The organism is Noviherbaspirillum phoenicis, from assembly GCF_047237965.1.
GTDB lineage: Bacteria > Pseudomonadota > Gammaproteobacteria > Burkholderiales > Burkholderiaceae_D > Noviherbaspirillum_A.
In genome coordinates this window covers 2,821,073-2,845,958 of sequence record NZ_JBDFLX010000001.1, presented here as the reverse complement: position 1 = coordinate 2,845,958, position 24,886 = coordinate 2,821,073, and the positions used below count along the sequence as shown (strand labels likewise).

Genomic DNA, 24,886 nt, shown 5'->3' with positions numbered 1-24,886 from the left:
GGCATCATCCGGCGCGCCGAGACGGCGCCCGGTCAACCGTGTTGGAGAGAGACCAAATGGACCAGCCCCAGGACCCGCAGCAAGCGCATGAACTGACCTCGCAAGTGACCTATAACCCCGACAACCTGCTGGACTCCCTGATCGAGCGGCTCAACCTGAAGAATGATGCGGCGCTGTCGCGCGCGCTCGAAGTGGCGCCGCCGGTGATCAGCAAGATCCGCCACCGCCGCCTGCCGGTCGGCGCGTCGATGCTGATTCGCATGCATGAAGTGTCCAACATGGACATCCGCGAACTGCGTGAACTGATGGGCGATCGCCGCACCAAGTATCGCCTGAGCGATGCGCAGGGCAAGCCCAAGCCAGAAAAGGCATAACGCATTTTTCAGGTAGTACGGCGGTTATGTTGGGCAGCGCACCGCCAGCATCACTTCAAACCGGCATGATGGTTTCTACCGGTCAGGGTATGTGCCCTGGTCTTGTATCCATGCCGCTTTGAAGGAGATGTGATGAAAGCCAAACTGATCGCCGTTTGCCTGTTTGCCTCGCTTGCCAGCCTGTCTGGCGCCGCCTCGGCCAAGGGCTGTATCAAGGGCGCCGCCGTCGGCGGCGTGGCCGGCCATGTCGTTGGCAATCATGGCGTGCTGGGCGCTGCGGCCGGCTGTGCAGTCGGCCGTCACCGCGCCAACAAGAAGGACGCGGAAAAGGCCCAGGCCCAGACGCAAACCCAGGCGCAGGCACGCCAGTCCACCACCAGCAGCACGCCGGCAACGTCGCAATAAGCCACCCACCGTCAGGCCGGCCGGATCGCCGGCCTGAAGGAACGCTCAGCCGCCGGGCGCAAAGGCCCGAGGCCGGTTCCCGCTCATGCGTGGCTCGGCCGGCGGCTGTGCGGAGTAATGCTGAATGAATCCATGGCGCAGGGCGGCCAGCTGGTGGGCCGAGATGACGTTGCCCAGCAGCGCGGAACGCGCCAGCAGCATGATGCCCTTGTCCTCGTTTCTTGCCACGCCCCGGCCTTCCAGATGGCAGCGCGCCAGCCAATGCAGCGCATGGCTGTCATTCCTCTTCGCGGCAAGCTGCAGCCAGTAGACCGCGGCCCTGAACTTGCGGTGCCGCTGCAGCACCAGCGCCAGTTCGGTCTGGGCCAGCGCGTCGCCCCGGTCGGCCTCCCTCACCAGTTCCCAGTGTCCGACAGCGATGTCGGCGTTCAGATAGGCCGCATTCCGATCGATGGCAATGCCTTCCCGGCCGCCCGCATCGCCCGGCGGCAGCAGCTGGATGTCGCCGCTCCTGATCTTGCGCCGGAAGGTGCTTTCGCTGAGGTCGCTGAGCGTCATTGCGGTCGACAGGCTGACGGTGCGCATGGAGATGACCTTTCATGGATGGATGGCCGCAAACCGGCTTGTGGTCACGTTCATGCGCGGGCAGTTCCCGCACCGGGCAAGGCCGATGAGGATGCGGCGGTCCCCGGACGGCATTCAATTGCCAGGATGATTGGTCGTGGCGCTCGTTCATGCCTGTCATGAATGGCGATAAACAGATGTCGTTGTTCAAAAACGAGCGTCAAAAGAACGCATGGCCGTTTTTTAATTTGATTCCTGATGGCATCCGCCTTGCTACTGCGTTGCGCCGGCAATGTTGCCTTTACTGCCGGAACCGTCCAACTGCATGGAGCAATCATGATCAAACTTCCTTACCCGCGCAGCCGCGCAAGCGGCTTCACCCTGATCGAACTGATGATCGTCGTGGCCATTATCGGGATTCTGGCCGCGGTGGCGCTGCCGGCATATCGGGATTACACGAAAAGGGCCAAGTTCAGCGAGGTGGTACTGGCTACAGCAGCAGCCAAGATCGCGGTGGAAATCTGTGCGCAGGATCTGGATACCTTGACGGGATGTACGGGGGGAAGCAATCAAATCCCAGCGGACATCACCACGGCATCTCAGAATGTGGGAACCATGACTACTCTGAACGGCTTGATTACCGCAACCGCCATCAATGGAAACGGCCTTTCCGGAGAAACCTATGTTCTGACACCAGCCTATGCAAGTGGCAAAGTCAACTGGACTGTCGGTGGCACCTGCCGCGCCGCTAATCTTTGTAAATAGTTTGTTTTGCCCGACGCCGCGTGCGTATGCGGCTGGTTTCTGCCGACCGCCCGCGAAAGTAGCGTTTTTACCGGCGTAGTGCGTTGCTGTTGCCCTGCAACGCACCACGCCGGCCTGCTTAAGCCTTCAAACTGCCCCATCCTCCAATCCCGCCAGCACATGGTCTGCCCGCTTGTGCCAGACCCGGTTGCGGCCGGCTTTCTTTGCCGCATAGAGCGCGCTGTCGGCCAGCTTCAGCAGCTGGTCCATGCCGCTGACCTGGCTGTCCATGCTGGCCACGCCGACGCTGACGGTGTAGCGGATCTCCTGGCCGCCCACCATCACCTGCTGGCCTTCGACCGCGGTGCGGAAGCGTTCGGCCAGCTTCAGGGCGCCTTCGAGGTCGGTCGATGGCAGGAGCGCGGCGAATTCCTCGCCGCCCAGTCGCGCCACCACGTCGATTTCCCGCACCGTGGCCGACAGGGTCTGCGCCAGGTTGCGCAGCACCTCGTCGCCCGCCGGATGGCCCCAGCTGTCGTTGATCTGCTTGAAGAAGTCGGCATCGATGACCACCACCGACAGCGGCCGCGGAAAGCGCCGCCAGCGTTCCAGCTCCAGTTCGGCCGCTTCGAAGAAGGTGCGGCGGTTGGCGATGCCGGTCAGGTAGTCGCAGGCGCTGGCGCGCAGCAGGCTGTCGCCGGCTTCGCGCTTGTCGGTGATGTCGCGGATGATCAGCGCATAGCCGCGCTCTTCTTCAGGCAGGTCGTCATCGCGCGACAGCGGCGCGATCATGGTGTTGGCCCAGAAACGGCTGCCGTCGGCGCGCATGCACCAGCCATTGTCCAGGCTCCAGCCGTTGGCGTCGGCTTCAACCAGGCGGTCGGCGATGCGGTCGCTGGTGATGGCGCCGGGCGGATGGAACAGGGAGATCGGGCGGCCGATCACGGAACGTTCGCTATACCCCGTGACCCGCGCAATACTCTGGTTCCAGGATTCGATGCGGCCGCTCGGGTCGAGCGACATCAGCGCGTAGTCGGTAATGCCGGTCAGCACCGCGCTGAACCAGGCTTCGCTCTGCTTCAGCTGGCGTTCCCGCTTCACCGCCTGGGTGATGTCGCTGATGACGGCCATCAGGCGGCTGTCATCGAGTTTCAGCACCGTCAGCGACAGCATGCGCGCATCCTTCTTGCCGGGGATGCCGGCCGAAAGCTGCACCCGCAGGCTGTCGCAGACCGTGCCGTGCGCCTGCGGGAACTGGCTCACCAGGTTGCGCAGTTCCGGCGCCACCTGTTCCAGCGCGTCGAACAGATTGTCCAGCGTGCCGTCGCGCGACAGCGGCATCAGCAGCTGCGCCGACAGCGGATTGATCATCGCAATCGATCCGTCCAGTGCCGTCTGGACGATGCCCACCGGCGCCAGATACAGAAACTGCAGCAGCGCCTCGTATTCGCTTTCCAGGGTGTCCACGCCGGGCCTTGCCTACAGCGCGCGCTGTATCAGCACATAGCGCATGGCCTGCGCCGGGTCCGACAGCAGGCGCAGCTTCACCTTCACCGGCCGCATGCGCAGGGTCAGCACATAGTCGATGGTGTCATCCAGCGTGCTGCCGGCGTCGGCCGCATCCTCGAAGCGCTGGGCCACCATGAAATTGTTCATGCAGGGGGCGACATGGGTGAACAGGGATTGGCCGAGCACCCGCTGCGGCGACAGGCCGGCGGCGCGCGATTCGAAGGCGTTGTACTGGCGGACCGTGCCGTCGGCGTCGAAACCGATCAGCCCGAAGTCCAGGCTGTCTAGCGCCTCCGGCGAGGCCGATGTCAGAAGGGGAAGCAGTCCGGGCTGGGCGAAGGCGTGATGTGCTGGCAGTGTCATGGGAAATTGGGCTGGGCGGGGAGACGGTAAGTTACTGATATTTCTCAATAGAAATATGCTTATACCACAGATTATTTCCTTGTTGCAATAATCGGGGCATCAGCTTGTCGGCCATCACGCATTCGACAGATTTGACGAGGCATAAGCCTTCGTGCGCATGCCGTTGAATGACGGCAGCGCGGCGCGGTCCAATCATGACCGCACGACAGCTTGCAAGGAGACCAAGATGGGAATCGACACCGGAAAGCCCGGCGCGCAGCACGCCGGCAATGAAGGGAGCCGGGAGGAACGCGACCGCGACCAGCCGGCCGAAGAGGGCGACGAGGCGCTCAACGACGCCCGCGCCCTGCAGCAGATGATTGAGGGCGTGCCGGATTCGGACGGAGAATTCCGGCGCATCGAGCAGAAGCGCTGACGGCTCCTAGGCAACGCCGGCCTGGGCGGCGTTCGCGCCCTGCGCTTCGTTGTGGTAGTGCCAGATGCGCTTCAACGCATAGTCGGTGCCGGCCTTGCGGACTTCATTGCGGTCGCCGTCGAAACGACGGGTCTCGGTAAAGGTGGAAACCTTGCCTTTGTTCTCGAACGACCAGGCAAAGCAGATGGTGCCGGGCGCGATGCCGCCTTCGCCGGGGCCGGGGCCGGCCACGCCGGTGTCTGAAATGGCGACGTTGGCGCAGGTGCAGGCCAGCGCGCCCTCGGCCATCTCGCGCGCCACCTCCTCGCTGGTCAGGTTGTAGCGTTCGATGGTTTCCTGCTTCACGCCCAGGCAGCGCATCTTGGCTTCCTCGGAATAGGTGACAAAGGCGCATTCCAGCCATTTCCCGCTGCCCGGCGCGTCGGCCAGGGTGGAGGCGATCATGCCGGCGGTGCAGGATTCGGCGGTGACCAGCTTGAGCTTGTTGTCTTCGAGATAGCGCAAGACGCTCTGCAGTTGTTGATCCATAAATGGTTTCCGTTCTGTTCAGGGTGAGGGACGCCGCCAGCGCCGGCGGACCAGATAGGGCAGCACGAACCAGGCGGCGCCGATGATGAAAAGGAGCAGCGCGGCGACCGCCACGCTGAAGGGCTGCTTGTCCGTGGCGAGTCTGAAGACAACGAACATTTCAAGCGCGAAGGCCAGCATCAGCATGAACAGCGCGGCGCAGATGCAGCGGGAAGACAGGGCGACGAGCCGGCGCGACACCCTGCCCGGTTCGGCAATGCGATGAAAGGCGGCCGGCGCCATGCCCAGCGCGATCGCCACGGCCACCATGAACAGCGACAGCAGGTGGGCAACCGGGGAGAGCCCGCGCAGGTGCTCGAAGCGCTCATTGAAGACGGCGATGGTCTGGAAGCCGAACAGGGCCTGCATGCCGGGCAGCAGTATCCGGCATTCCTCGAGGATATTGCTCAGTTCTTCCTTCAGCGTTTCGGCCTGGCTGTCGTTGCGGGGCTTGCCGCTGGCGCTTGCGCTGGGTGAAACGTGGTCCTGCCGGCTTGTCAGATCGTACATGAAAAAATTCTACATACGATTTTTTGGGGTGGGTTTGCGGCGACGTAATGGCGGTGGCTGGGGGCTATTAGCCGGCGGGCGCTGTGGAGTTGATCTGCCGACTCGTTGTGACGATGATGCACAGCGACAGTTGCAGTTGCAGTTGCAGTTGCCTCTGTCGTTGCAGTTGCAGTGAAGTCCCGTTGAGCGCGCCGTGTCAGCGGTGCCCGGAGCGGGAAAAGGTGCGGCGTCTGTCTGAGCCAAGCTTTGCTTGGCGAGTTTAGCCGCGCCCCGCTCCGGGTACCGCTGGCACGGGCACCCCGCGCAGCGGGGCGCGATCATCGGGTCGCCTTTTTTGGTTACTTTTTTGGCGAAGCAAAAAAGTAACCCGGCCGCCGGGACGGACTCCCGGCTTGTCTCCACGGCAGTGCAGTCGCATTGCGTCACCCGGCAAGGCACGGGCAGCACTGTCGTAGTTGTTGTTCAAAGGGTTTTGAAGCTGAAACCTTTAACGTCTAAAGCAACTGCTGCTTCGCAGTGACGTCTTTACGCCGGGTGAAACAAGCCGACTGCACTATCGTCATGACCAGGCCGGGAGTTCGCCCCGGCAGGCGACCTACTTCTTTTGCTTCGCCAAAAGAAGTAGGCAAGAAAAGGCGACCCGGTGATCGCGCCCTCGCTGCGCGAGGGTCCCCGTGACGTCGATGCATGGAGCGGGGCGCGGCTAAACTCGCCAAGCTGCGCTTGACTCAGACAGACGCCGCACCTTTTCCCGCTCCACGCACCGACGTCACGGCGCGCTCAACGGGACTTAAAGGCAACTGCAACTTCAAAAGCCACTGCAACGGCAACGGCAACGGCAACGGCAACGGCAACGGCAACGGCAACGGCAACGGCAACGGCAACTGTCGCTGCGCGTGCTTTAACTGCAACTGCAACTGCTTCCGCTTCCGTTTTCTATCCGGCGCCGCTGGCCTGGTTCTACACGCTCCCCGCTCAGATCCAGGATTCGCGCACCATCGGGTCATCCTGGCTGCTGCGCTCCAGGCGCATCAGGCCGGGCGGCAGCTTGGCGCGTACATCGGTGAGCGTGTCGCCCACCACGTATTCGCCGGTTTCCACATAGCTGCGATAGCGCCGCGCCACATATTGGTTGGGAAAGGCGGGCGGCTCTTCATAGACGATCCACATCGAGGTGTCGTCATCGTCATGGCGTCTGGATTGTTCCTTGCTCATGCTATTCCCCTTTGTTCAGTCTGATGGCCGGGCACGGCGTCGCTGGGTTGCACGTAGCTGGCCAGGAAGGTCTTGTTCTCACCGCCGTCGCCGAACGCGATGGTCACCATGTCGCCCGCAATGGCAATCACTTCGCCTTCCTCGTGGCGCGGCACCCTGACCCGGCTGCCGACCGAAAACAGCAGCGCCGGCGCGACGGCCGCCGGCGGCGGGGCCGCCTCGACCGGGGCCGGGATGCTGGCTTCGAGCTGCCGGGTGCGCTGGCAATTGTCGCAGGTATTGCAGGACGCGACTGTGTCTTCTGCCTCGCCGAAATAGTGCAGCAGCAGCTGCCAGCGGCAGGTGCCGCTCTGTGCATACGACACCATCTGCTCCAGCGCCTCGCGGTCGCGCTCGGCCTTGTCGGCATAGGCGCCGGCAAGGATGTCGAAGCTGTCGGCGGCGGCGGCCTTCCGGCCGGCGCGGATGCGCAGCTGCTTGTCCTGGGCCAGCAGGCCGGCTTCCTTCAGCAGCTTCAGCGCCACCCGCACCCGCGCCGCCGACATCGACGGCAGCGCAGTGCACAGGTCGGCGAAGGGCGTCGGCCCCTGCTCGGCCAGGGTGGCGGCGGCGGCATACACATGCCGTACGTCGTCGCCGTCGGGATAGTCGCGCGCCAGGAAGAACTGCTGTACCCGCTTGTCCTTGAACTGGAACAGCAGGATGCATTCGGCAGGCTCGCCGTCGCGCCCGGCGCGGCCGGACTCCTGGTAATAGGCTTCCAGGTTGGCCGGCATCTGGTAATGGATGATGAAGCGGATGTCGGCCTTGTCGATGCCCATGCCGAAGGCGTTGGTGGCCACCATCAGCCGCTTCTCGCCCTGCATGAACTGGTCCTGGTTGGCCTGCCGCTCCTTTGCGCCGAGCCGGCCGTGGTAGAGCGTCACGCTTTCGCCGCGCTCGGCCAGCGCCGCATGCAGCTCCTCGACCGCGGCCACGGTGGCGGTGTAGATGATGCCCGGTCCGGGCTGGCGCATGGCTGTCTCCAGCAGCTGCGACAGCTTCTCGGTGTCGCTGGTGACCTGGGTCACGGTATAGCGCAGGTTCTTGCGGTAGATGCCGGTGTTGATGATGCGCGGCCGCGACAGGCCAAGCTGCTTGACGATGTCGGCGATCGCTTCCTCGGTGGCGGTGGCGGTCAGGGCCAGCACCGGCGGCTTGCCGAGCGCGCGGATGGCGGCGGCGAGGTCGAGATAGGCCGGCCTGAAATCATGGCCCCACTGCGACACGCAATGCGCCTCGTCGACCACGAACAGCGCCATCTTCTGCTGCCGCAGCAGCGCGATGAACTCCTGCTGGGTCAGGCGTTCGGGCGTGGCGAACACGATGCGGCAGCGGCCCTCTGCAATCGCTTCCAGCGCCGCGCTTTCCTCTTCCCGGTTCAGCGAACTGTTGACCTGCACTCCCGGTATGCCCATCTCGTCGAGCTTGGCGAGCTGGTCGCGCATCAGCGAGATCAGCGGCGAGACCACCAGCACCAGGCCGCGCAACTGCAGGGCCGGCAACTGGTAGCACAGCGACTTGCCGGCGCCGGTGGGCATCAGGGCGAAGGTGTCGGCGCCGGACAATACGCTGTCGAGCACGTCGCGCTGGCCCGGGCGCAGGCGATCGATGCCGAAGGTCTTGCGCAGGATGGGGGTGAACATGTCGGTGGCACGGCGGCGCAGCTTGGCCGGACTGGTGGGAGCGTTCATGAAGTGGCTGAAGGGCTATCGATGGAAAGACCCGTTCATTCTGTCCCGGTCCGATGCGCGAGCCGTTGCGTGAAATCACCGGCGACTTGAATATCCTGCGCATGGAAGCATATGGCAGCTTTGATGAAAACTGCGAGGAATGCCATGCCAGCCGCGATGAAGATCGACTTCGTTTCCGATATTTCCTGCCCATGGTGCGCCATCGGGCTCAATGCGCTGGAGCAGGCGCTGGCCGAGGTGCAGGGCGAGATCAGCGCCGAACTGCACTTCCAGCCCTTCGAGCTCAATCCGCAGATGCCGGCCGAAGGCCAGGATATCGATGAGCACATCGCGCAGAAATACGGCGCGTCGAAGGAGCAGATGGCGGCCAACCGCGAGCAGATCCGGCGCCGCGGCGAGGAGGTGGGCTTCATCTTCGGCGAAGGCAAGCGCAGCCGCATCTACAACACCTTTGACGCGCACCGTCTGCTGCACTGGGCCGAGGAAGAGGAAGGGGAGGGCAGGCAGCGCGCACTCAAGCATGCGCTGTTCGAAGCCTATTTCACGCGCGGAGAGAATCCCGGCGACCATGCGGTGCTGCTGGCGGCGGTGGAAGCGGTCGGCCTGGACCGCGACCGCGCCGCGGCCATCCTCGGCTCGGACGAATATGCCGCCGAAGTGCGCGAACGCGAACGCATGTACCTGGACGCCGGCATCCACTCGGTGCCGGCGGTGATCATCAACGACCGCCACCTGATTTCCGGCGGTCAGCCGGCGCAGGTGTTTGCGCAGGCCCTGCGGCAGATCGCCGCCGGCGGCTGAGCAGGCCGGGTGGGCCGGGTCAGGCCAGCGGCTGGTCGACGTTGACCGCCGCCGGCGCCGCCTCCTCGACTGGAATCGTGCCGTCCGGCCGCAGGTAGGTGCCGATCAGGCAGCCGCTGGCGATGCCGTGGGTGCGCAGCGCCTCCAGCACCGCCTCGCGCCCGGGCGTGCCGCCGAAGTCGGGCGCGGCTTCCAGCGCAAACACCTGGAAGGCATAGCGGTGCACGCCGTGTCCCGGCGGCGGATCGGGCGGCAGCCACGAGGCCTGCAGGTAGGAATTGCGGCCGGTGTGATAGCTCAGGCCCTCGCTGTGGCTGCTCTTCAATGCATCTTCTGGCAGTGCGCCGTCCTGCGGCGGCAAATCGACCACGATGGCATGCACCAGCGGATGCGGCGTCGGCGCGTCGGCATCCTCCACGATCAGCAGCACCGAGGCCGTGCCCGGCGGCACCCCGGTCCATTCGACCGGCGGCGAGATGCCCGTACCGTCAGCCGTGTACAGCGCCGGGATAGGCGCATGGTCGGCAAAAGCCAGGCTGCGCACCTGGATCGCCGCGGTGCCGCCGCCGACGCTGACGACATTGAAGGCGATCTGGTCGAGTCCGGCGCGCTGGTTGCGCAGGGCATGGCCCAGCGCCTGAGGCAGTTTTTCAAGCATGGCGATTTTGACTAACCCTTGATGAAGGACACCAGGTCGCGGTTGAGGTCGTCCTTGTGGGTGATGTAGAGGCCATGCGGCGCGCCGTCATATACCTTGTACTGGGCGCCGGGCAGGGCTTTCGCGGTCAGCGCGCCGCTGGCCTTGATCGGCACCGTCTGGTCGGCGTCGCCGTGCACGACCAGCACCGGCACGCTGATCGACTTCAGGTCTTCCCGGAAGTCGGTGCCGGAAAAGGCGCGCACGCAGTCGATCGTGGCCTTGGGCGACGCCGGCAGCGCCAGGCCGCGGGTCCATTCCAGGGTGGCGTCGCTGACCGGGTGGCGCAGCATGCCGACATTGAAGAAATGCTTGCCGAAGGTGTTCAGGAAGTCCGGCCTGTCCTTCTTCAGTCCGTCTATCATCTGCTGGAACACGCTGTCGTCGACGCCGTCGGGGTTGTCGGCGGTCTTGCGCATGAAGGGGGTAACGGCGCTGATGAAGGCCACTTTCTTGACCCGTGCGCCGCCATGGCGCGACATGTAGCGCGCCACTTCGCCGCCGCCCATCGAAAAGCCCACCAGCACCACGTCCTGCAGGTCGAGCTGGTCCAGCAGGGCCTTCAGGTCGTCGGCGAAGGTGTCATAGTCATAGCCTTCCCACGGCTTGGACGAATTGCCGAAGCCGCGCCGGTCATAGGCGATCACGCGCAGGCCGTGCGCCGGCAACGTCAGCATCTGGTGTTCCCACATCGCGTGGCTGACCGGCCAGCCATGGATCAGCACTACCGGCTGGCCATGGCCGATATCCTGGAAAAACAGTTCCACCTTCTGATTTTCGGCGCCCTGGCCGACTTCGATCGTGTTCATAGATCCTTTCCCCTAAGAAGCTTACTCATCGTTCTGTCGTCAAATAGAGTGGTGAGTAGAGATGAAGTTCTGGCAACGCTTTGACAGCAGACAACGAAGGCGCGTATCGCGGCCGCTGCCGCTTCACGCCGGCGCATTCGAGTGGCATGCTTTGCCGCAATCAACGACTGGAGCGACGATGCGCTTGCAATGGAAGGCATGGCGCCCACGGTTTTCGCGCGCCGCCATGCTGGCCGGCGCCATCCTGCTTGCGCCACAGGCCCATGCCGCGCCTGACTGGCTATATCGGGCTGGCGACAGGCTGGAAGCGATCGCGGACCGGGGCACGACCGATCTCTACCTGTCCGGCTATGCCCACCATGGCCGCAGCACCTATACGCGGGAGCGGCTGGCCGAACTCAATGAACAGGCCTGGGGCGTGGGCATCGGGCGACGCCTGCGCGATGACAGGGGCAATGACGAAATGGTGTATGCGCTGGGCCTGTCGGATTCGCACCGCAAGCCCCAGCTCATGGCGGGTTATGGCCGGGAATGGATACAGCCGCTCGGCGCCGGGCTGGAGGCGGGGGGCGGTTTCACCGCCATGCTGATGAGCCGTGCCGACTACTTTCACGGCATCCCGTTTCCGATGGTGCTGCCCATCGTGTCCCTGGGCAGCCGCGACATCAAGCTGCGCGCCTCCTACGTGCCGCGGCTGTCGCAGCACAAGGGCAACGGCGACGTGCTGCTGGTCTTCTTCAGCATGAGCTTGTGAGCGGCGCGCTGCGCGCACTGCCGCAATGCTTCAGCGCTGCCCGTAGTACACCGGCACCGCCGGGCTGAGATGCTCGGCCTGTCGCCGCAGGTCGCCAAACCCATTCAACTGGTCGGCCGTGGACCTGCGTTGCAGGCCCGGCTTGCGGCCGCCTTCCATTTGCTGCACCGCCGACTTCAGCTCCGCCGCAAAAGCCTGCCGCTGCGCCGCGTTGCCAAGGCAGCCGCCGTCGCCCACCACCAGGGAAATGGTGTCGCCGGCCGATGGCGCAACCCGGCACCCGGCGTGGGCGCACAGTGCCGGCATCAGCAGGGCAAGGAACAGGAGGGGGCGATGCATGGTGTCGAACTCCGTTGAAGCGGGCCGCGGCATTTGATTGCGGCCGGTAACGGATTGTAAGACACAATATTTCTTTTGGGAAATTAAAGAGGCGTTTTACGTGCTTGTGATGTGCAAAAAAACCACTGTTTTTGTCACAGTATGAAAGTTACGTGCGGGTCGAGGCGGGTGTGAAGCGGAACAGCCGGGAGCTGGCAAGGCTTACATCACCGCGCCCAGCAGCATCGGCAGGTCGCTGAAATGATAGCGGTTCTTGCCGGCCCGCTTGGCGTCATACAGCGCCTTGTCGGCGCGCGCCAGCAGTTCCTCGACGTCGTTGCCGTCGCCGGGATAGAAGGCGATGCCTATGCTGGCGCTGACCTTGACGGTCAGTCCGCCGATCTCGAACGGCGTCGACAGGAAACGCAGCACCTTGGATGCCGGGCGCACCACGTCGTCGACATGGGCGATGTCGGACAGCACCACCACGAACTCGTCGCCGCCCAGGCGCGCCACCGTGTCTTCCTTGCGGGTGGCGCGCAGCAGGCGGTCGGCCACCATCTTCAGCAGTTCGTCGCCGGTCTGGTGGCCATGGGTGTCGTTGACTGCCTTGAAGCCGTCGAGATCCATGTACATCACGGCCATCATGTTGTGGCCGCGGCTGGCATGCTGCATGGCCTTTTCGATGCGGTCCACCAGCAGGCGGCGGTTGGGCAGGGCGGTCAGCGCATCATGCAGCGCCATTTCCTTCTGCATCCGGCCCTGTTCCGCCACGGTCTTGTAGAGCAGGCGCACTTCGAGCATGTTGCGCACCCGCATCTGGAATTCGGTCATGTCATACGGCTTGGTCAGGAAGTCGCGGGCGCCGGCTTCCAGCGCAGCGATCTTGAAGCCGCGGTCGCCGGTAATCGCCAGCACCGGCAGGTAGGAATCCTTTTCCACTTCCCGCAGCCGCGCCATGACTTCCAGGCCGTTCATCCCCGGCATGTGCATGTCCAGCAAAATCAGGTCGTAGGCGTGCGCCACATGCATGGCCAGCACGTCGCTGGAATTCTTGCATGACGAGATCTGGCTGTAACCCGCCATCTTGAGGATCTCGATCTGCATGAAGAGGTTGTCCTCGCAGTCGTCCACTACGAGAATTTTCGCCTGATGGATCTCGTCTGCAGGAATCATGCTGTTTTCTTTAAGAAAGGGGTGAAGGGCGCAAGCGCCGGGAAAACTGAAATTCTGCCTCCTGTTTTGCACTCTGCTCGGTGCGCTGGCTCGCACATCGATGCATGCGAACAACTCAGACATGTTTCCATAGAAAAAGTTCTTGGTTTCTTTACGTCACCATTGATTGTCATCAATTAGGCAATATCCGGCTGTCCGGTCCGGCCAGCGACCCGCCGCGCGATGCCTGCCGGGCCGCTGCGCGCCGCGCCTGCATCATTTCCGCAATTACCTGCTCCCGGGTCTTGGTGCCGACAAATTCCACGACCGGCACCTCGTTGCTGCCAACCTGGCGCGGCGCTTCCTGGACCGGCGCCGGACGCGCGGTGCGCCGCAACGGCCGTTTTGCCCTGACCGGCGGGGAACTGTCCGCCTTGCGCGGCGCCGCCGCGGCCAGTCCGGCCGCGCCCAGCGCCGCCACGGTGCCCAGCGGCGCGCCGTCCGGTTCCTCGTTGCCACGGGTTTGCGGGATGGCCGGGGTGGCCGGGGTGGCCGCCGGTTCAGGCGCCGCATCGGATGGCACGGCAAGGGCGGGTACCGGTGCCGGCGACGGGCTTGCCGGTGCCGGCATTGCCACCGGCGTTGCCACCGCGGTTGCGCTTGGCGTCGGCGCGGTGCGCACCACGGCATGCGCCGGTACGGCAACCGCACCTTGTTGTTGATTTGGCAGCCATCCCAGCATGGCCGCCATGGCCGTGAAGCTGGCCAGGATCACCGCGCCGGCCGCGCACAGCACCAGCGGATGGGTGCCCGCGGCTGCCGCCGGCTCGGTCATGCCAGCAGGGGCCAGTACCGGCAGGTGCGCCACGGCCGGCACGGCGGCTTCGGCTGCCGGCTTTCTCCTGGCAGGGGCGGCCGTGTCGTTGTCGGCTCTCGGAGGGCGGGCGATGTCCGGCTGTGCCGTCAAGGCCAGCGGCATGGCCGCGATCAGTGCCGATACGCTGGCAAACACGCGGTTGGCGACGTCGCCCAGCTCGGTATTGGCATCGTCCTCGCCGATGGCGGTCCAGACCGGCGCCGGCGTGCGGCTGACCTGGCCGGGGATGATGCCATTGGACTCGGCAATGCCCAGCGCGTCGGCGCTGCCGTCGACCAGCAGTACCAGGTCATAAGGCTCGATGGCATGCTGAATGCGCAACTGTTCGAAAGCCTGCTCCAGAGTAGCGCTGCCGGCCTGATTGAATCCGGCGGCATAGTGGTCGCAGCGCAGCGGATGGCTGGCGCGCTGCGCCAGGCGCTGGCGCAGCGCAGCCAGTCCGGGCGAGGTATCCGGTGCGATGACCGCCAGTTTGCGCAAGCTGGTCGGAAAGGGTAATGCGCGATTGGCGTACCAGTTATCCAGTGTCTTGGCGCCTGCATGCTCCATGACTGTCCTTTGTTCAAATTCTGTTCACGCACCGGAATCGGTCCCGGTGCGTCATGTAAGCCTGACTGCACGATGCATATCGAAACGACAACGAATTGTAGAAGGAACGCTGTGCAAGGATTTGTTGCTACGCAGTACTTTTTCAGAAAGAACAATTATTTCTGAAAATTAAGCACCTTGCCGCAGATAGTGGCTTCTGCTCTGATGTTCGTCAATCGCCTCGATATCTCACGGTGATCAGCATTCTCCTACACGCGCTTGAGAAAGTGTCCTATACAAGCTGCGGTGAATGCTGCCTAAGCTGGTTTTTCGCTTGTCGGCAGTGTGCCTGGCACCTCGTTGCCGACATGTCATTCCATGCATGAATCACGACTGGAGAATCCGATGTTTGCTCATAACAAGCGTTTGCAGTACACGGTAAGGGTCAGTGAGTCCAATCCTGGCCTGGCGAATCTGATGCTGGAACAGTTCGGTGGTCCGCAGGGCGAACTGGCGGCCGCATGCCGTTATTTCACCCAGGCGCTGGGCGAAGACGATCCGGGCCGCAAGGATATGCTGTTCGATATCGCGACCGAGGAACTGAGCCACCTGGAAGTGATCGGCACCATCGTCGCCATGCTCAACAAGGGCGCCAAGGGCAGGCTGGCCGAGGGCGTCGAGTCGGAGGCGGAAATCTATCGTTCCATCACCGGCGCCGGCAATGACAGCCATCTGACCCAGGTGCTGTACGGCGGCGGCCCGCCGCTGGTGAACTCGGCCGGCGTCCCCTGGACCGCGGCCTATATCGACACCATCGGCGAACCCAGCGCCGACCTGCGCTCCAATATCGCCGCCGAGGCGCGCGCCAAGATCGTCTATGAACGCCTGATCAACCTGACCGACGATCCGGGCGTGAAGGAAGCGCTGGGCTTTCTGATGACGCGCGAGATCGCCCACCAGAAATCCTTCGAGAAGGCGCTGTACTCGATGGAGACCAACTTCCCGCCGGGCAAGCTGCCGGGCGATGCGCGCTTCACCAATGTCTACTTCAACATGTCGCATGGCGAACCCGAGAAGCGCGGTCCGTGGAATCAGGGCGAGCAGTGGCAGTTCGTCTCCGACCGCGAGCAGCAGATGGCGGTGGACGGCGGCAGCGGCGAGGGCAGCGTGCAGTTGACCACACCGGAAATGGCGGTGGTCGAGAAGATGGCGATGCGCACCGCGTCCGATCCGAACAGCGACCCGGTCACCGGCGCCGAACTGAAGCCCGGCAAGGAAGGCGGCAGCGGCACCGTCGCCGACGGCGCGCCGGCCAAGCCGTCGGCGTCCTGACGGACTGCTGATGCATTTGCCTTCGTTGCCGCGGGTGGCTGCGTGACGCCGCCGCCGCCCATCGACAGCGTCGCTGTCGATGCGGGCCTGCCGCCCCGTGCGGCAGGCCCGCACCCGTTGCCGCCCGGCCGCTGGCTGCGTCGGCTGCTGGGCTTCATGGGACCCGGCTACCTGATCGCGGTCGGCTACATGGACCCCGGCAACTGGGCCACCGACCTGGCCGCCGGCTCCGGCTTCGGCTATGCGCTGCTGTGGGTGATCATGCTGTCGAACCTGATGGCCATCCTGCTGCAGGTGCTGGCGATCCGGCTGGGCGTGGTGACCGGGCTGGACCTGGCCCAGGCCTGCCGCGCCAATTCTTCCCGCCTGTCCGGCCTGCTGCAATGGATCCTCTGTGAAATCGCCATCTGCGCCTGCGACCTGGCCGAGGTGATCGGCAGCGCCATTGCGCTCAATCTGCTGTTCCATATTCCGCTGCCGTGGGGCGTGGCGCTGACCGCGCTCGACGTGCTGCTGGTGTTCTGGCTGCAGGCGCGCGGCATGCGCTACCTGGAGGCCATGATCATTGCGCTTCTGACGCTGATCTTCTGCTGCTTCGCCATCACGCTGGCCATGGCCCAGCCGGACTGGGCCGACGTCGCCGGCGGCATGGTGCCGGCGCCGCAGGCGCTGGCCAATCCGGACATGCTTTATCTCGCCATCGGCATCATCGGCGCCACCGTGATGCCGCATAACCTCTACCTGCATTCCTCGATCGTGCAGCATCGCGCCCACGCGCCGGGAGACGCCGGCAAGCGCGAGGCGATCAAATTCGCCACCATCGACATCGTCATCGCGCTGTTCCTCGCCTTCCTGGTCAATGCCGCCATCCTGATCGTGTCGGGCGAAGTGTTCCATGCGCGCGGCCAGACCCAGGTCGCCGAGATCCAGGATGCGCACCGGCTGCTTTCGCCGATGCTGGGCAGCGCCGTCGCCAGCACCCTGTTCGCGCTGGCGCTGCTGGCGTCCGGCCAGAGTTCGACCATCACCGCCACCATGGCGGGCCAGATCGTGATGGAAGGCTTTCTGCAATGGCGCCTGAAGCCCTGGGTGCGCCGCCTGGTAACCCGCTCCGCCGCCATCGTCCCGGCCCTGCTGGTGGCGGCCTGGTATGGCGAGTCGGGCGTGGCGCGGCTGCTGGTGCTGTCGCAAGTCATTCTCAGCTTGCAACTTCCGTTTGCCATCGTGCCACTGATCCGGTTCACCAGCAGCAGCCGGATGGGCGGATTCGTCAACCCGCGCTGGCTGACCCTGCTGGCGTCGGCGGTAGCGCTGCTGATCATTGCGCTCAACATGACGATGCTGTTCAACCTGGGCCGCGAGCTTCTGGCCTCCTGAACCGGTAGTGCAAAAGGGCAGCACAGCATCCTTTGGCGCGGCGCAACTTCAGCCCGGCGCGGCGGCGGTAAAACATCGACTCGTCCGGCCCGCTTGTGGATATCCACAGTTGTGAGGCAAACGCCCGATGGTCAAAATCCGCGCCTTACTGTCCGTACCAGACTCTTTTTAGTAGGCAATCCATGACCCGAAAACCTTTCTACCGGTCCCTGTATGTGCAAGTGCTCTTTGCCATCGTGATCGGCGTGCTGCTTGGCCACTTCTATCCGGAATCCGGCACGGCGATGAAGCCGCTCGGCGACGGCTTCATCAAGCTCATCAAGATGATCATCGCGCCCATCATCTTCTGCACCGTGGTGGTCGGCATCGCCGGCATGGAAGACATGAAGAAGGTCGGCAAGACCGGCGGCCTGGCGCTGCTGTACTTTGAAATCGTCAGCTCGATCGCGCTGGTGGTGGGCCTGGTGATCGTCAACCTGGTGCAGCCGGGCGTGGGCATGAACATCGACCCTGCTTCGCTCGACACCAAGGGCATCGCCGCCTATACCGGCCCGGGCAAGATGCAGAACACCACCGAATTCCTGCTCAACGTGATCCCGAGCACCGTGGTGGACGCCTTCGCCAAGGGCGAGATCCTGCAGGTGCTGCTGTTTGCGGTGCTGTTCGGCTTCGCGCTGCACCGCTTCGGCGGCCGCGGCACGCTGGTGTTCGACTTCATTGAAAAGCTGTCGCATGTGCTGTTCGTCATCGTCGGCTACATCATGAAGGTGGCCCCGATCGGCGCCTTCGGCGCCATGGCCTTCACCATCGGCAAGTACGGCGTGGGTTCGCTGCTGTCGCTGGGCAAGCTGATGGGCACCTTCTACGCCACCTGCCTGATCTTCATCTTCGTGGTGCTGGGCACCATTGCCCGCCTCAATGGCTTCTCGATCTGGAAATTCATCAAGTACATCAAGGAAGAGCTGCTGATCGTGCTGGGCACCTCGTCGTCGGAGTCGGTGCTGCCGCGCATGATGGCCAAGATGGAAAACCTGGGCGTGAAGAAGTCCGTGGTCGGCCTGGTGATCCCGACCGGCTATTCCTTCAACCTGGACGGCACCTCGATCTACCTGACCATGGCGGCGGTGTTCATCGCCCAGGCCACCAACACGCCGATGACGCTGACCCAGCAGATCACGCTGCTGGCGGTGCTGCTGCTGACCTCCAAGGGCGCGGCCGGCGTGACCGGCAGCGGCTTCATCGTGCTGGCGGCCACGCTGTCGGCGGTGGGCGGCGTGCCGGTCGCCGGCCTGGCGCTGATCCTCGGCATCGACCGCTTCATGTCGGAAGCGCGCGCCCTGACCAACCTGATCGGCAACGGCGTGGCCACCGTGGTGGTCGGCCGCATGACCGGCGACCTCGATGCGGCGCGCATGCAGCGCCAGCTCAACAATGAAACCGATGAGGAGGCCGAGGAGCCGGAAGCGGTGCTGGACCGCAGCGAGGCCCACATGGCCGCAGACACCAGGCATTGACCGCCTGGCGCACCCGGGGGCGGCGCCTGCCGCCCCTTTTGGTTTTCCTTCCCCTCCGCAATTTTCCCTTTTCCCTCCCGATGGCCAATCACAGCATCCGGTTCCTGCTGATGGCGCTGCTTGCCCTGGGCGCGCAGCTGCTGCTGACATGGCTGATGTCGAATGCGGCACGGCGCGGCGGCGCGCCGCGCGGGCCGCTGGCGCTGGCCGTGCTGGCCAGCGGCGTGCTGCTGGCATGGCTGCTGTATCGCCATCTGCCCGAGCAATTGCCCGCCTGTACCGCCAGCCTGCCGACTTATCTGCAGTGCCTGGGGTTCTGATGCCGCGGCGCCGGTCGGGAAAACGCTGAAGCGGTGCCCTGCTGGTGATGTCATCCCGTCATGCTCTTGCAGAAATGACATAAGTATTTGATAAAAAAAGAAAATTTTTAGCGGAAAGTTAAAATTTCTCTATTGAATTATTTCCATAAAGAAATAAGATGACGTCTCCAATAACAAAGGAGACACCATGAGCCAGAGCTACCTCGACGCCGTCGCCCATTCCAGCCGCCCGGCCATGCCGCTTTCCGGCCGCGCCGAGCAGGCCCTGCCTTTTACCGTGCGCGTGGTCAGCGGCAGAAGCGCGCTGATGAAGGCGGTGCAGATACGCCAGGCCGCCTATGGCCGTCATCTTCCGGAATTCGCGCAGACACTGGGCGCGCCCGAGGCGCTCGACCTGCGGCCCGGTGTCGCCGTTCTGCTGGCCGAATCCAAGCTCGACGGCGCGGCGCTGGGCACGATGCGCATTCAGACCAACCGCTTCCAGCCGCTGGCGCTGGAGCAGTCGATCACGCTGCCGGCCAGCCTTGCCGGCCGGCCGCTGGCCGAGGCGGCCCGGCTCGGCGTCACCGAGCAGCGTGTCGGGCGCATGGTCAAGACCGTGCTGTTCAAGGCATTCTTCCAGTATTGCCAGCAGGCCGGCATCGAGTGGATGGTGATTGCCGGGCGCGCGCCGATCGACCGCCAGTACGAGCGGCTGCTGTTCGACGATGTCTATCCCGACGCCGGTTACATCCCGCTGCGCCATGCCGGCAACCTGCCGCACCGGGTGATGTCGTTCGAGGTGGACAGCGCCGAGCGGCGCTGGGCCGCGGCCGGCCACCCGCTGTACGACTTCATCTTCCGCACCGTCCACCCGGACATCCTGCTCGATGCGGCCGGCGACGCACCCGGTCGCCTGGCCCTGCCGGTAGCGGGGAATTACGTGAATTCCATGCGCATGGACAAGCTGGCTGCGTAAGCCGGCCATTGCGCAGCGCCATTTCAGCTAACGTAACGTCATTACGTTAGCCGGCAGCCCGTGACCGATGCGGGCGCCGCACGGAAATGACGCACTATGCACGGCACTCTCCTGCAGCCTGACAGCAATCCCTTCCACGGACGCACGCGTCTCGAGAATGCCCTGTACCTGCTGTCGGTGTATCTGGCGCCGGCCCTGATCGGCCTGGCAACCCTGCTGGCGCTGACTGCCTGGAGCGGCCATTACCCCTCAGGCAAGGGCGAGACGCTGATGTTCCGCGTCGCGCCCGAGGCGCCGGTCGGGCAGGGCGCGGAAGATCCGGCAGCGGCGCTGGCCCGGCTCAACGGCCAGCCGGCCTTTGAGCGCTTTCATACCAAGCTTGCCGAAACCCCTTTCTGGATCGCCTTTTCCACCGCAGCGCCGGCACAGGGCGCGCCCGTGATGCTGGAGTTTCCGTCGCGCCATACGCTGGACCTGCGCTGCTGGGATGCGCGCAGCCTGGCGCCGCTGGGCAGCGGCAGCCGCGCCGGCACCGAGGGCGGCGTCACCCGCATCAAGGCCGGGTTCGCGCTGGCGCCGGGCACGTCCACCGAGGTGCTGTGCCGGATGCGCTTCATCGGTCCGGCGGCGCTGTCGGTCATGCAGTGGCCGGCCGACCGCCTGCAGCTCTCCGCCTACGAGTTCCATCGCAACGCCGGCCTGCTCGACGGCGGCCTGCTGGTGCTGGCCGCCTTCGTGCTGATCACGGCGCTGATCCTGCGCTCCGGCACCTATGTGCTGTTCGCCGCCTGGCTGGTGATCAACCTGCGCATGGCGGCGCTGTCGGGCGGCTGGGACATCCAGTGGCTGGGCCGCAACCTGCCCACCGAGTGGCTGCCCAAGATCAGGCTGCTGACCACGGCGCTGTACTACACCCTGACCATCATGCTGTTCTGCACCCTGTTCCGCAGCGACCTCGCCAGGGTCGGCTATGGCTGGCTGCTGCGGCTGGCGCAATGGACCTGCCTGCCGCTGCTGCTGCTGTCGGTCTTGCTGCCGTTTCATGACTTCCTGCCCTTCATCTGGGCCGCCACCGGCATCTGCACCGGCGTGCTGGTGTTCTTCCTGGCCCGCATCCTGTTCATCGTGCCGTCGCGCAGCGCGGTCTGGTACAGCGCCTCGATCGCGGTGACGCTGCTGGCCAGCCTCTATGAAGTATTCGCCGCGGCGCTCGGCATGCATGCGCTGATCGGCACCGTCAACAGCGTCACCGCCGCGCTGTCGTCGAGCCTGCTGGCGGCGCTGGCGATTGCCGAGCAGATGCGCCAAGAGCAGCAGCAGCGGCTGGCGGCGCAGGCCGCGCTGCGCAATGCCTTCGATGCGATGCCGATCGGCCTGTTCACGCTGGACCTGCAGGGCCAGCTGCTGTCGGCCAATCCGGCGCTGAAGCGGATGCTGGGCGACGATGTGCTGGCGCCGGGCCGCAACCAGTGGAGCCGGCATTTCAGCGGCCATGCCTGGAGCAGCCTGCAGCAGATGGCGCGCCTCCAGCATCATGTCGAACTGGAACTCTCCAGCGCCCCGGCGCTGGCGCCGGAGACGCCGCAGCGCCATTTCCTGGTCAAGGCCACCCTGGCCAACGGCAAGATCGAAGGTTCGCTGCAGGATGTGACGGCGCAGCGCATGGCCACCGAGGAACTGCGTTTCCTGGCGCTGAACGATCCGCTGACCAAGGTCTGCAACCGGCGCGGCATCGAAGCCGTGCTGACCGAGGCGATCGCCCAGCTGGCGCAGGGCAGGCCGCTGACGCTGGCCTATCTCGACCTGGACCGCTTCAAGCTGATCAATGACCTGTACGGCCATGCCGCCGGCGACGAGATCCTGAAACTGGTGTGCCAGCGCATCCGCTCCATGCTGCAGGGCGGGCAGCAGATCGGCCGGGTGGGCGGCGATGAATTCGTGATCGTCATGCCCGACACCGCCATCGGCCCGGCCGCATGGACCTGCCGCGGCATCATCGACTGCATCGGCACCGAGCCCTACCGGCTGGGCGACAAGGCTTTCCAGGTGCGCGGCTCGATCGGCCTGATCGAAGTCGAGCCCGGCGCCGCGATCCGCGACCTGATGGCCAACGCCGACCGCGCCTGCCGCGCCGCCAAGAGCACCGCCAGCGACGGCCTGGTGGTCTACGAGCGCGGCTCGGCGGTGTTCCGGGAGCGCCAGGCCGAACTGCGTCTGGTCGAGCAATTGTCGGCGCCGGACATCGGCGATTTCCTGTTCCTGGAAATGCAGCCCATCATGTCGCTGTCGGCGCCGCATGGCTCGCTCAATTTCGAGGTGCTGCTGCGCATGCGCGAACGCGACGGCAACGTCATTACCGCCGGGCGCATCATCCCGGCGGCGGAAAGCTGCGGCCGCATCGGCATGATTGACCGCTGGGTGCTGAAAACCACGCTGGACTGGCTGTCGGCCAGCAGGGAGCGCCTCGGCCGCACCCAGTTCGTCTGCATGAACCTGTCCGGCGCCTCGCTCAACGACGAGCGCTTCGTGCAGGACACCTTCGCGATGCTGGCCGCCAACCCGGACGCGGCCCGCTGCCTGTGCATGGAAATCACCGAAAGCGTGGCGCTGCACGACCTCGACAACACCCGCCGCTTCATCGACCAGGTGCGCAGCCATGGCGTGAAGATCGCGCTGGACGACTTTGGCGCCGGCTACACCTCCTTCTCCTATCTCAGGGACCTGCCGGCCGACGTGGTGAAGATCGACGGCAGCTTCATCGTCGACATGAACGACGATCCGGCCAACATCACCATCGTCGAGGCCATCGTCACGCTGGCCGCCAGCCTGGGCATGCGCACCATTGCGGAATGGGCGGAAGACCAGGCCACCGTGCAGGCGCTGGCCGAACTGGGCGTGGATTATGTGCAGGGCTATGCGGTGGCCAGGTCGCAGGCGCCGGATACCCTGCTGCGCTTCACCTCCGCCGCCGGCTTCATCGAGGACGAAGCCATGCGCACCTATGTGCTGACCCTGGGCGCCGCCGCCGCGCCCGACCTGATCGCCCTGGTGCGTCCGCGCCAGGGCGAATAACGGCGCGCGGCACCGGCAGCAAGCGCCTGCCCGCCCTTGCTGCACCTTTCCGCCGCTGGCGTATTTCCGTGCGAAACCCAGCATTTATCGCCCCGCACCGCCTGCAGCTTGCTTCCATTTGCCGGTCGATTGCGGATGGAACTAAGCGTTTCAGGCAGTAACCGACTATGTAAGCCAATACCGCCTCCGGCAGTCATCATCGCGCCTGCCGCCCATTTCCCGGTCGAAGCCAACCATGCCGACTGCTGCTTTCGCGCCGCTGCTGCTGTGTCTTGTCCTGTCGCTTGCGCTGACCGGCGTGCCGTCCCACGCGCAAAACGCCGCCGAGGCGGCGGCTGCGCGGCAAGCCGAGATCCTGCAGCGCCAGAACCAGCAGCGCATCCAGCGCGACATCGACGGCGCAAGGTTGCCGGAGCCCGGGCCCGGCGGCGCCGATACCGGCGCGATGGCGCCTGCCGCCGGCGCCGCGGCTGGCCCCGCGGAGGCCGCCTGCCGCGACATCCGGCGCATCGTCATCAGCGGCGCCAGCAGCTTGAGCGCGTCCGCGCGGCGGCAGATCGTGGAAGGCCATGCCGGACGTTGCCTGGGCGTGGCCGACATCGAGCGCATGCTGGCGGCGATCACCAGGCACTACCTGGAGCAGGGCCTGATAACGACCCGCGCCTATTTGCCCAGCCAGGACCTGTCGGGCGGCGTACTGGAAATCCAGGTGGTCGAAGGCGTGGTGGAAAATATTTTGCTCGACGAGGGCGCGCGCGGGAGCATCAATCCGGCGAATGTCTTTCCGGCGCCCGGCACGCTGTTCAATCTGCGCGATTTCGAACAGGGCATCGACCAGCTCAACCGCCTGGAATCGAACCGGGCCCAGCTCGACATCCTGCCCGGCAGCTGGCCGGGCGCCAGCGACGTGCTCATCCGGAACGCGCCGTCCAGCCGCTACCGCGCGACGCTGGGCGCGGACAACCAGGGCTCCGACAGCACCGGCAGAAACCAGGTGAGCGTATCGCTTTCGGCGGACCGGCTGCTCGGCCTGAATGAACTGCTGCTGCTGACCCATCGCCGTTCCCAGCCAAGCGATGCCGGGAGCAAGTCCAGCCAGAGCAGCAGCCTGAACCTGATCGTCCCGTTCGGCTATGCCACGCTCAGCCTGTCGGCCCTGCGCTCCCAGTTCGTCTCCACCGTCGAGGCGCCTTCCGGCGCCGCGTTGCAGTTTCGCGGGCATAGCCAGGCCGGCAACATCCGGCTGGAACAGGTACTGCACCGCGACCGGGTCAGCCGCTGGACTGTCGCCGCCATGCTCACCGCCAAGGAGTCCAGCAATTACCTGGCGGACCAGTATCTGCGCCTGAGCAGCCGCTCGCTCAGTGTGCTGGATCTCGACACCACTGGCAGCAGCCTGATGCTGGGCGGCGTTGCCACCGCCAGCCTGGGCTATGCGCGCGGCGTCAAGCTGGGCGGCGCGCTGCGCGACGCCGACGGTCTGCCCGACAGTGCGCCGCATGCGCAATTCGGCAAGTTCAAGCTGGGACTGGGCTACCTGTTGCCGTTTTCCGTCGCCAATGCCGACCTGCAGTTTTCCACGCAGTTCAATGCACAGAGGGCGCAGCAGGTGCTGTACGGCTCGGAGCAGGTGCTAATCGGCGGCATCTACAGCATTCGCGGCTTTCGCAACAACACCCTGTCCGGAGACCATGGCTGGACCAGCCGCAACGAAGTGTCCGTGCAGCCTGCGCTTGCGCTGGGCAGCGTGGCCGTGCCGGTGCGCTTTTATCTCGGCGTGGACATCGGCGGCGTGAGCAACCGCGCTCCCGACGTGCCCGGCGGCCGGCTGGCCGGCATCGCGGTCGGCCTGTCGGCGACCTGGGCCGGCATCTCGGTCGACCTGTTCAACGCCCGCCGGCTGTCGCAGCCGGATTTCCTGCCGCGCGAAGCCAGCCAGACCTGGCTCAGGCTGTCGTTGACGCTCTGATCTCCC

25 protein-coding genes are annotated in these 24,886 nt (G+C 65.0%); 13 read left to right on the top strand and 12 right to left on the bottom strand.

The window, feature by feature from the left end; all coding sequences use genetic code 11:
- Window positions 1-56 precede the first annotated feature (56 nt).
- Together ABC383_RS12785 and ABC383_RS12780 are read left to right on the top strand one after the other, a co-directional pair.
- Entirely contained in the window at window positions 57-374 is a 318-nt protein-coding gene (locus ABC383_RS12785) for a hypothetical protein (RefSeq protein WP_413014467.1), read from the top strand.
- A gap of 132 nt (window positions 375-506) precedes the next feature.
- Complete coding sequence (locus tag ABC383_RS12780) at window positions 507-779, top strand: hypothetical protein (RefSeq protein ID WP_413014465.1); 273 nt, start codon at window positions 507-509, stop codon at window positions 777-779.
- A 45-nt stretch (window positions 780-824) separates the two neighbouring features.
- On the opposite strand, the gene ABC383_RS12775 is transcribed toward ABC383_RS12780, so the two are convergent.
- Entirely contained in the window at window positions 825-1,364 is a 540-nt protein-coding gene (locus ABC383_RS12775) for a tetratricopeptide repeat protein (RefSeq protein ID WP_413014463.1), read from the bottom strand.
- 315 nt (window positions 1,365-1,679) lie between these two features.
- Here ABC383_RS12775 and ABC383_RS12770 point away from each other — a divergent pair, with 315 nt between their 5' ends.
- A complete protein-coding gene (locus tag ABC383_RS12770; protein WP_413014461.1) occupies window positions 1,680-2,108 on the top strand; it encodes a pilin in 429 nt (142 codons plus the stop codon).
- Between the two features lie 126 nt (window positions 2,109-2,234).
- Here the strand turns inward: ABC383_RS12770 and ABC383_RS12765 are convergent, their stop codons facing one another.
- Both ABC383_RS12765 and ABC383_RS12760 read right to left on the bottom strand, forming a co-directional pair.
- Entirely contained in the window at window positions 2,235-3,554 is a 1,320-nt protein-coding gene (locus ABC383_RS12765; protein ID WP_413014460.1) for a sensor domain-containing diguanylate cyclase, read from the bottom strand.
- Window positions 3,555-3,566: 12 nt separating this feature from the next.
- Window positions 3,567-3,959 (bottom strand): PAS domain-containing protein, encoded by a 393-nt coding sequence (locus ABC383_RS12760; protein ID WP_413014458.1) that lies wholly within the window; start codon window positions 3,957-3,959, stop codon window positions 3,567-3,569.
- A 226-nt stretch (window positions 3,960-4,185) separates the two neighbouring features.
- On the opposite strand from ABC383_RS12760, the gene ABC383_RS12755 reads away from it, so the two are divergent.
- Window positions 4,186-4,374 (top strand): hypothetical protein, encoded by a 189-nt coding sequence (locus ABC383_RS12755; RefSeq protein ID WP_413014457.1) that lies wholly within the window; start codon window positions 4,186-4,188, stop codon window positions 4,372-4,374.
- 6 nt (window positions 4,375-4,380) lie between these two features.
- Here ABC383_RS12755 and ABC383_RS12750 read toward each other — a convergent pair whose 3' ends face one another.
- From ABC383_RS12750 to ABC383_RS12735, 4 genes are all read right to left on the bottom strand, one after another.
- On the bottom strand, window positions 4,381-4,902 hold the full coding sequence (locus ABC383_RS12750; RefSeq protein WP_413014455.1) for a CinA family protein: 522 nt from the start codon (window positions 4,900-4,902) through the stop codon (window positions 4,381-4,383).
- A gap of 18 nt (window positions 4,903-4,920) precedes the next feature.
- Window positions 4,921-5,451 carry a DUF6328 family protein gene (locus ABC383_RS12745; protein ID WP_413014453.1) on the bottom strand — a complete coding sequence of 177 codons (531 nt, stop codon included), beginning with the start codon at window positions 5,449-5,451 and terminating at the stop codon, window positions 4,921-4,923.
- Window positions 5,452-6,426: 975 nt separating this feature from the next.
- Entirely contained in the window at window positions 6,427-6,666 is a 240-nt protein-coding gene (locus ABC383_RS12740) for a hypothetical protein (RefSeq protein WP_194712432.1), read from the bottom strand.
- Entirely contained in the window at window positions 6,663-8,399 is a 1,737-nt protein-coding gene (locus ABC383_RS12735; RefSeq protein ID WP_413014451.1) for a RecQ family ATP-dependent DNA helicase, read from the bottom strand. Before ABC383_RS12735 ends, ABC383_RS12740 begins: the two co-directional genes overlap by 4 nt.
- 144 nt (window positions 8,400-8,543) lie before the next feature.
- Here ABC383_RS12735 and ABC383_RS12730 point away from each other — a divergent pair, with 144 nt between their 5' ends.
- A complete protein-coding gene (locus ABC383_RS12730; RefSeq protein ID WP_413014449.1) occupies window positions 8,544-9,200 on the top strand; it encodes a DsbA family oxidoreductase in 657 nt (218 codons plus the stop codon).
- Between the two features lie 19 nt (window positions 9,201-9,219).
- Here the strand turns inward: ABC383_RS12730 and ABC383_RS12725 are convergent, their stop codons facing one another.
- Together ABC383_RS12725 and ABC383_RS12720 are read right to left on the bottom strand one after the other, a co-directional pair.
- Window positions 9,220-9,858 (bottom strand): YbhB/YbcL family Raf kinase inhibitor-like protein, encoded by a 639-nt coding sequence (locus ABC383_RS12725; protein ID WP_413014447.1) that lies wholly within the window; start codon window positions 9,856-9,858, stop codon window positions 9,220-9,222.
- An 11-nt stretch (window positions 9,859-9,869) separates the two neighbouring features.
- On the bottom strand, window positions 9,870-10,706 hold the full coding sequence (locus ABC383_RS12720) for an alpha/beta fold hydrolase (RefSeq protein ID WP_413014445.1): 837 nt from the start codon (window positions 10,704-10,706) through the stop codon (window positions 9,870-9,872).
- 178 nt (window positions 10,707-10,884) lie between these two features.
- Here ABC383_RS12720 and ABC383_RS12715 point away from each other — a divergent pair, with 178 nt between their 5' ends.
- The gene (locus tag ABC383_RS12715) at window positions 10,885-11,460 is read left to right on the top strand and encodes a hypothetical protein (RefSeq protein WP_413014444.1); all 576 of its coding nucleotides are present in this window, start codon (window positions 10,885-10,887) and stop codon (window positions 11,458-11,460) included.
- Window positions 11,461-11,490: 30 nt separating this feature from the next.
- On the opposite strand, the gene ABC383_RS12710 is transcribed toward ABC383_RS12715, so the two are convergent.
- From ABC383_RS12710 to ABC383_RS12700, 3 genes are all read right to left on the bottom strand, one after another.
- Window positions 11,491-11,799 (bottom strand): hypothetical protein, encoded by a 309-nt coding sequence (locus ABC383_RS12710; protein WP_413014442.1) that lies wholly within the window; start codon window positions 11,797-11,799, stop codon window positions 11,491-11,493.
- 201 nt (window positions 11,800-12,000) lie between these two features.
- Window positions 12,001-12,954: a GGDEF domain-containing response regulator gene (locus tag ABC383_RS12705; protein ID WP_413014440.1), complete on the bottom strand. Its 954-nt coding sequence runs from the start codon at window positions 12,952-12,954 to the stop codon at window positions 12,001-12,003.
- A 172-nt stretch (window positions 12,955-13,126) separates the two neighbouring features.
- Window positions 13,127-14,359: a hypothetical protein gene (locus ABC383_RS12700; RefSeq protein ID WP_413014438.1), complete on the bottom strand. Its 1,233-nt coding sequence runs from the start codon at window positions 14,357-14,359 to the stop codon at window positions 13,127-13,129.
- Window positions 14,360-14,743: 384 nt separating this feature from the next.
- Here ABC383_RS12700 and ABC383_RS12695 point away from each other — a divergent pair, with 384 nt between their 5' ends.
- The 7 genes from ABC383_RS12695 (at window position 14,744) to ABC383_RS12665 (ending at window position 24,880) form a co-directional block, all read left to right on the top strand.
- On the top strand, window positions 14,744-15,670 hold the full coding sequence (locus tag ABC383_RS12695) for a manganese catalase family protein (protein WP_413014436.1): 927 nt from the start codon (window positions 14,744-14,746) through the stop codon (window positions 15,668-15,670).
- Window positions 15,671-15,712: 42 nt separating this feature from the next.
- Entirely contained in the window at window positions 15,713-17,047 is a 1,335-nt protein-coding gene (locus ABC383_RS12690; RefSeq protein WP_413014434.1) for an Nramp family divalent metal transporter, read from the top strand.
- Between the two features lie 182 nt (window positions 17,048-17,229).
- Entirely contained in the window at window positions 17,230-18,561 is a 1,332-nt protein-coding gene (locus ABC383_RS12685) for a dicarboxylate/amino acid:cation symporter (protein WP_413014432.1), read from the top strand.
- Between the two features lie 80 nt (window positions 18,562-18,641).
- Window positions 18,642-18,881: a hypothetical protein gene (locus ABC383_RS12680; RefSeq protein ID WP_413014430.1), complete on the top strand. Its 240-nt coding sequence runs from the start codon at window positions 18,642-18,644 to the stop codon at window positions 18,879-18,881.
- 187 nt (window positions 18,882-19,068) lie between these two features.
- On the top strand, window positions 19,069-19,839 hold the full coding sequence (locus ABC383_RS12675; RefSeq protein WP_413014429.1) for a hypothetical protein: 771 nt from the start codon (window positions 19,069-19,071) through the stop codon (window positions 19,837-19,839).
- 96 nt (window positions 19,840-19,935) lie between these two features.
- A complete protein-coding gene (locus ABC383_RS12670; protein ID WP_413014427.1) occupies window positions 19,936-22,911 on the top strand; it encodes a putative bifunctional diguanylate cyclase/phosphodiesterase in 2,976 nt (991 codons plus the stop codon).
- A 235-nt stretch (window positions 22,912-23,146) separates the two neighbouring features.
- Window positions 23,147-24,880 carry a ShlB/FhaC/HecB family hemolysin secretion/activation protein gene (locus tag ABC383_RS12665; RefSeq protein ID WP_413014425.1) on the top strand — a complete coding sequence of 578 codons (1,734 nt, stop codon included), beginning with the start codon at window positions 23,147-23,149 and terminating at the stop codon, window positions 24,878-24,880.
- The last annotated feature ends 6 nt before the right edge of the window (window positions 24,881-24,886 follow it).

Bases quoted from the DNA above. Each gene is read 5' to 3' on its own strand.
- ABC383_RS12785 (WP_413014467.1), top strand. From the start codon at position 57: ATGGACCAGCCCCAGGACCCGCAGCAAGCGCATGAACTGACCTCGCAA.
- ABC383_RS12780 (WP_413014465.1), top strand. From the start codon at position 507: ATGAAAGCCAAACTGATCGCCGTTTGCCTGTTTGCCTCGCTTGCCAGC.
- ABC383_RS12775 (WP_413014463.1), bottom strand. From the start codon at position 1,364: ATGCGCACCGTCAGCCTGTCGACCGCAATGACGCTCAGCGACCTCAGC.
- ABC383_RS12770 (WP_413014461.1), top strand. From the start codon at position 1,680: ATGATCAAACTTCCTTACCCGCGCAGCCGCGCAAGCGGCTTCACCCTG.
- ABC383_RS12760 (WP_413014458.1), bottom strand. From the start codon at position 3,959: ATGACACTGCCAGCACATCACGCCTTCGCCCAGCCCGGACTGCTTCCC.
- ABC383_RS12755 (WP_413014457.1), top strand. From the start codon at position 4,186: ATGGGAATCGACACCGGAAAGCCCGGCGCGCAGCACGCCGGCAATGAA.
- ABC383_RS12750 (WP_413014455.1), bottom strand. From the start codon at position 4,902: ATGGATCAACAACTGCAGAGCGTCTTGCGCTATCTCGAAGACAACAAG.
- ABC383_RS12745 (WP_413014453.1), bottom strand. From the start codon at position 5,451: ATGTACGATCTGACAAGCCGGCAGGACCACGTTTCACCCAGCGCAAGC.
- ABC383_RS12740 (WP_194712432.1), bottom strand. From the start codon at position 6,666: ATGAGCAAGGAACAATCCAGACGCCATGACGATGACGACACCTCGATG.
- ABC383_RS12735 (WP_413014451.1), bottom strand. From the start codon at position 8,399: ATGAACGCTCCCACCAGTCCGGCCAAGCTGCGCCGCCGTGCCACCGAC.
- ABC383_RS12730 (WP_413014449.1), top strand. From the start codon at position 8,544: ATGCCAGCCGCGATGAAGATCGACTTCGTTTCCGATATTTCCTGCCCA.
- ABC383_RS12725 (WP_413014447.1), bottom strand. From the start codon at position 9,858: ATGCTTGAAAAACTGCCTCAGGCGCTGGGCCATGCCCTGCGCAACCAG.
- ABC383_RS12720 (WP_413014445.1), bottom strand. From the start codon at position 10,706: ATGAACACGATCGAAGTCGGCCAGGGCGCCGAAAATCAGAAGGTGGAA.
- ABC383_RS12715 (WP_413014444.1), top strand. From the start codon at position 10,885: ATGCGCTTGCAATGGAAGGCATGGCGCCCACGGTTTTCGCGCGCCGCC.
- ABC383_RS12710 (WP_413014442.1), bottom strand. From the start codon at position 11,799: ATGCATCGCCCCCTCCTGTTCCTTGCCCTGCTGATGCCGGCACTGTGC.
- ABC383_RS12705 (WP_413014440.1), bottom strand. From the start codon at position 12,954: ATGATTCCTGCAGACGAGATCCATCAGGCGAAAATTCTCGTAGTGGAC.
- ABC383_RS12700 (WP_413014438.1), bottom strand. From the start codon at position 14,359: ATGGAGCATGCAGGCGCCAAGACACTGGATAACTGGTACGCCAATCGC.
- ABC383_RS12695 (WP_413014436.1), top strand. From the start codon at position 14,744: ATGTTTGCTCATAACAAGCGTTTGCAGTACACGGTAAGGGTCAGTGAG.
- ABC383_RS12685 (WP_413014432.1), top strand. From the start codon at position 17,230: ATGACCCGAAAACCTTTCTACCGGTCCCTGTATGTGCAAGTGCTCTTT.
- ABC383_RS12680 (WP_413014430.1), top strand. From the start codon at position 18,642: ATGGCCAATCACAGCATCCGGTTCCTGCTGATGGCGCTGCTTGCCCTG.
- ABC383_RS12675 (WP_413014429.1), top strand. From the start codon at position 19,069: ATGAGCCAGAGCTACCTCGACGCCGTCGCCCATTCCAGCCGCCCGGCC.
- ABC383_RS12670 (WP_413014427.1), top strand. From the start codon at position 19,936: ATGCACGGCACTCTCCTGCAGCCTGACAGCAATCCCTTCCACGGACGC.
- ABC383_RS12665 (WP_413014425.1), top strand. From the start codon at position 23,147: ATGCCGACTGCTGCTTTCGCGCCGCTGCTGCTGTGTCTTGTCCTGTCG.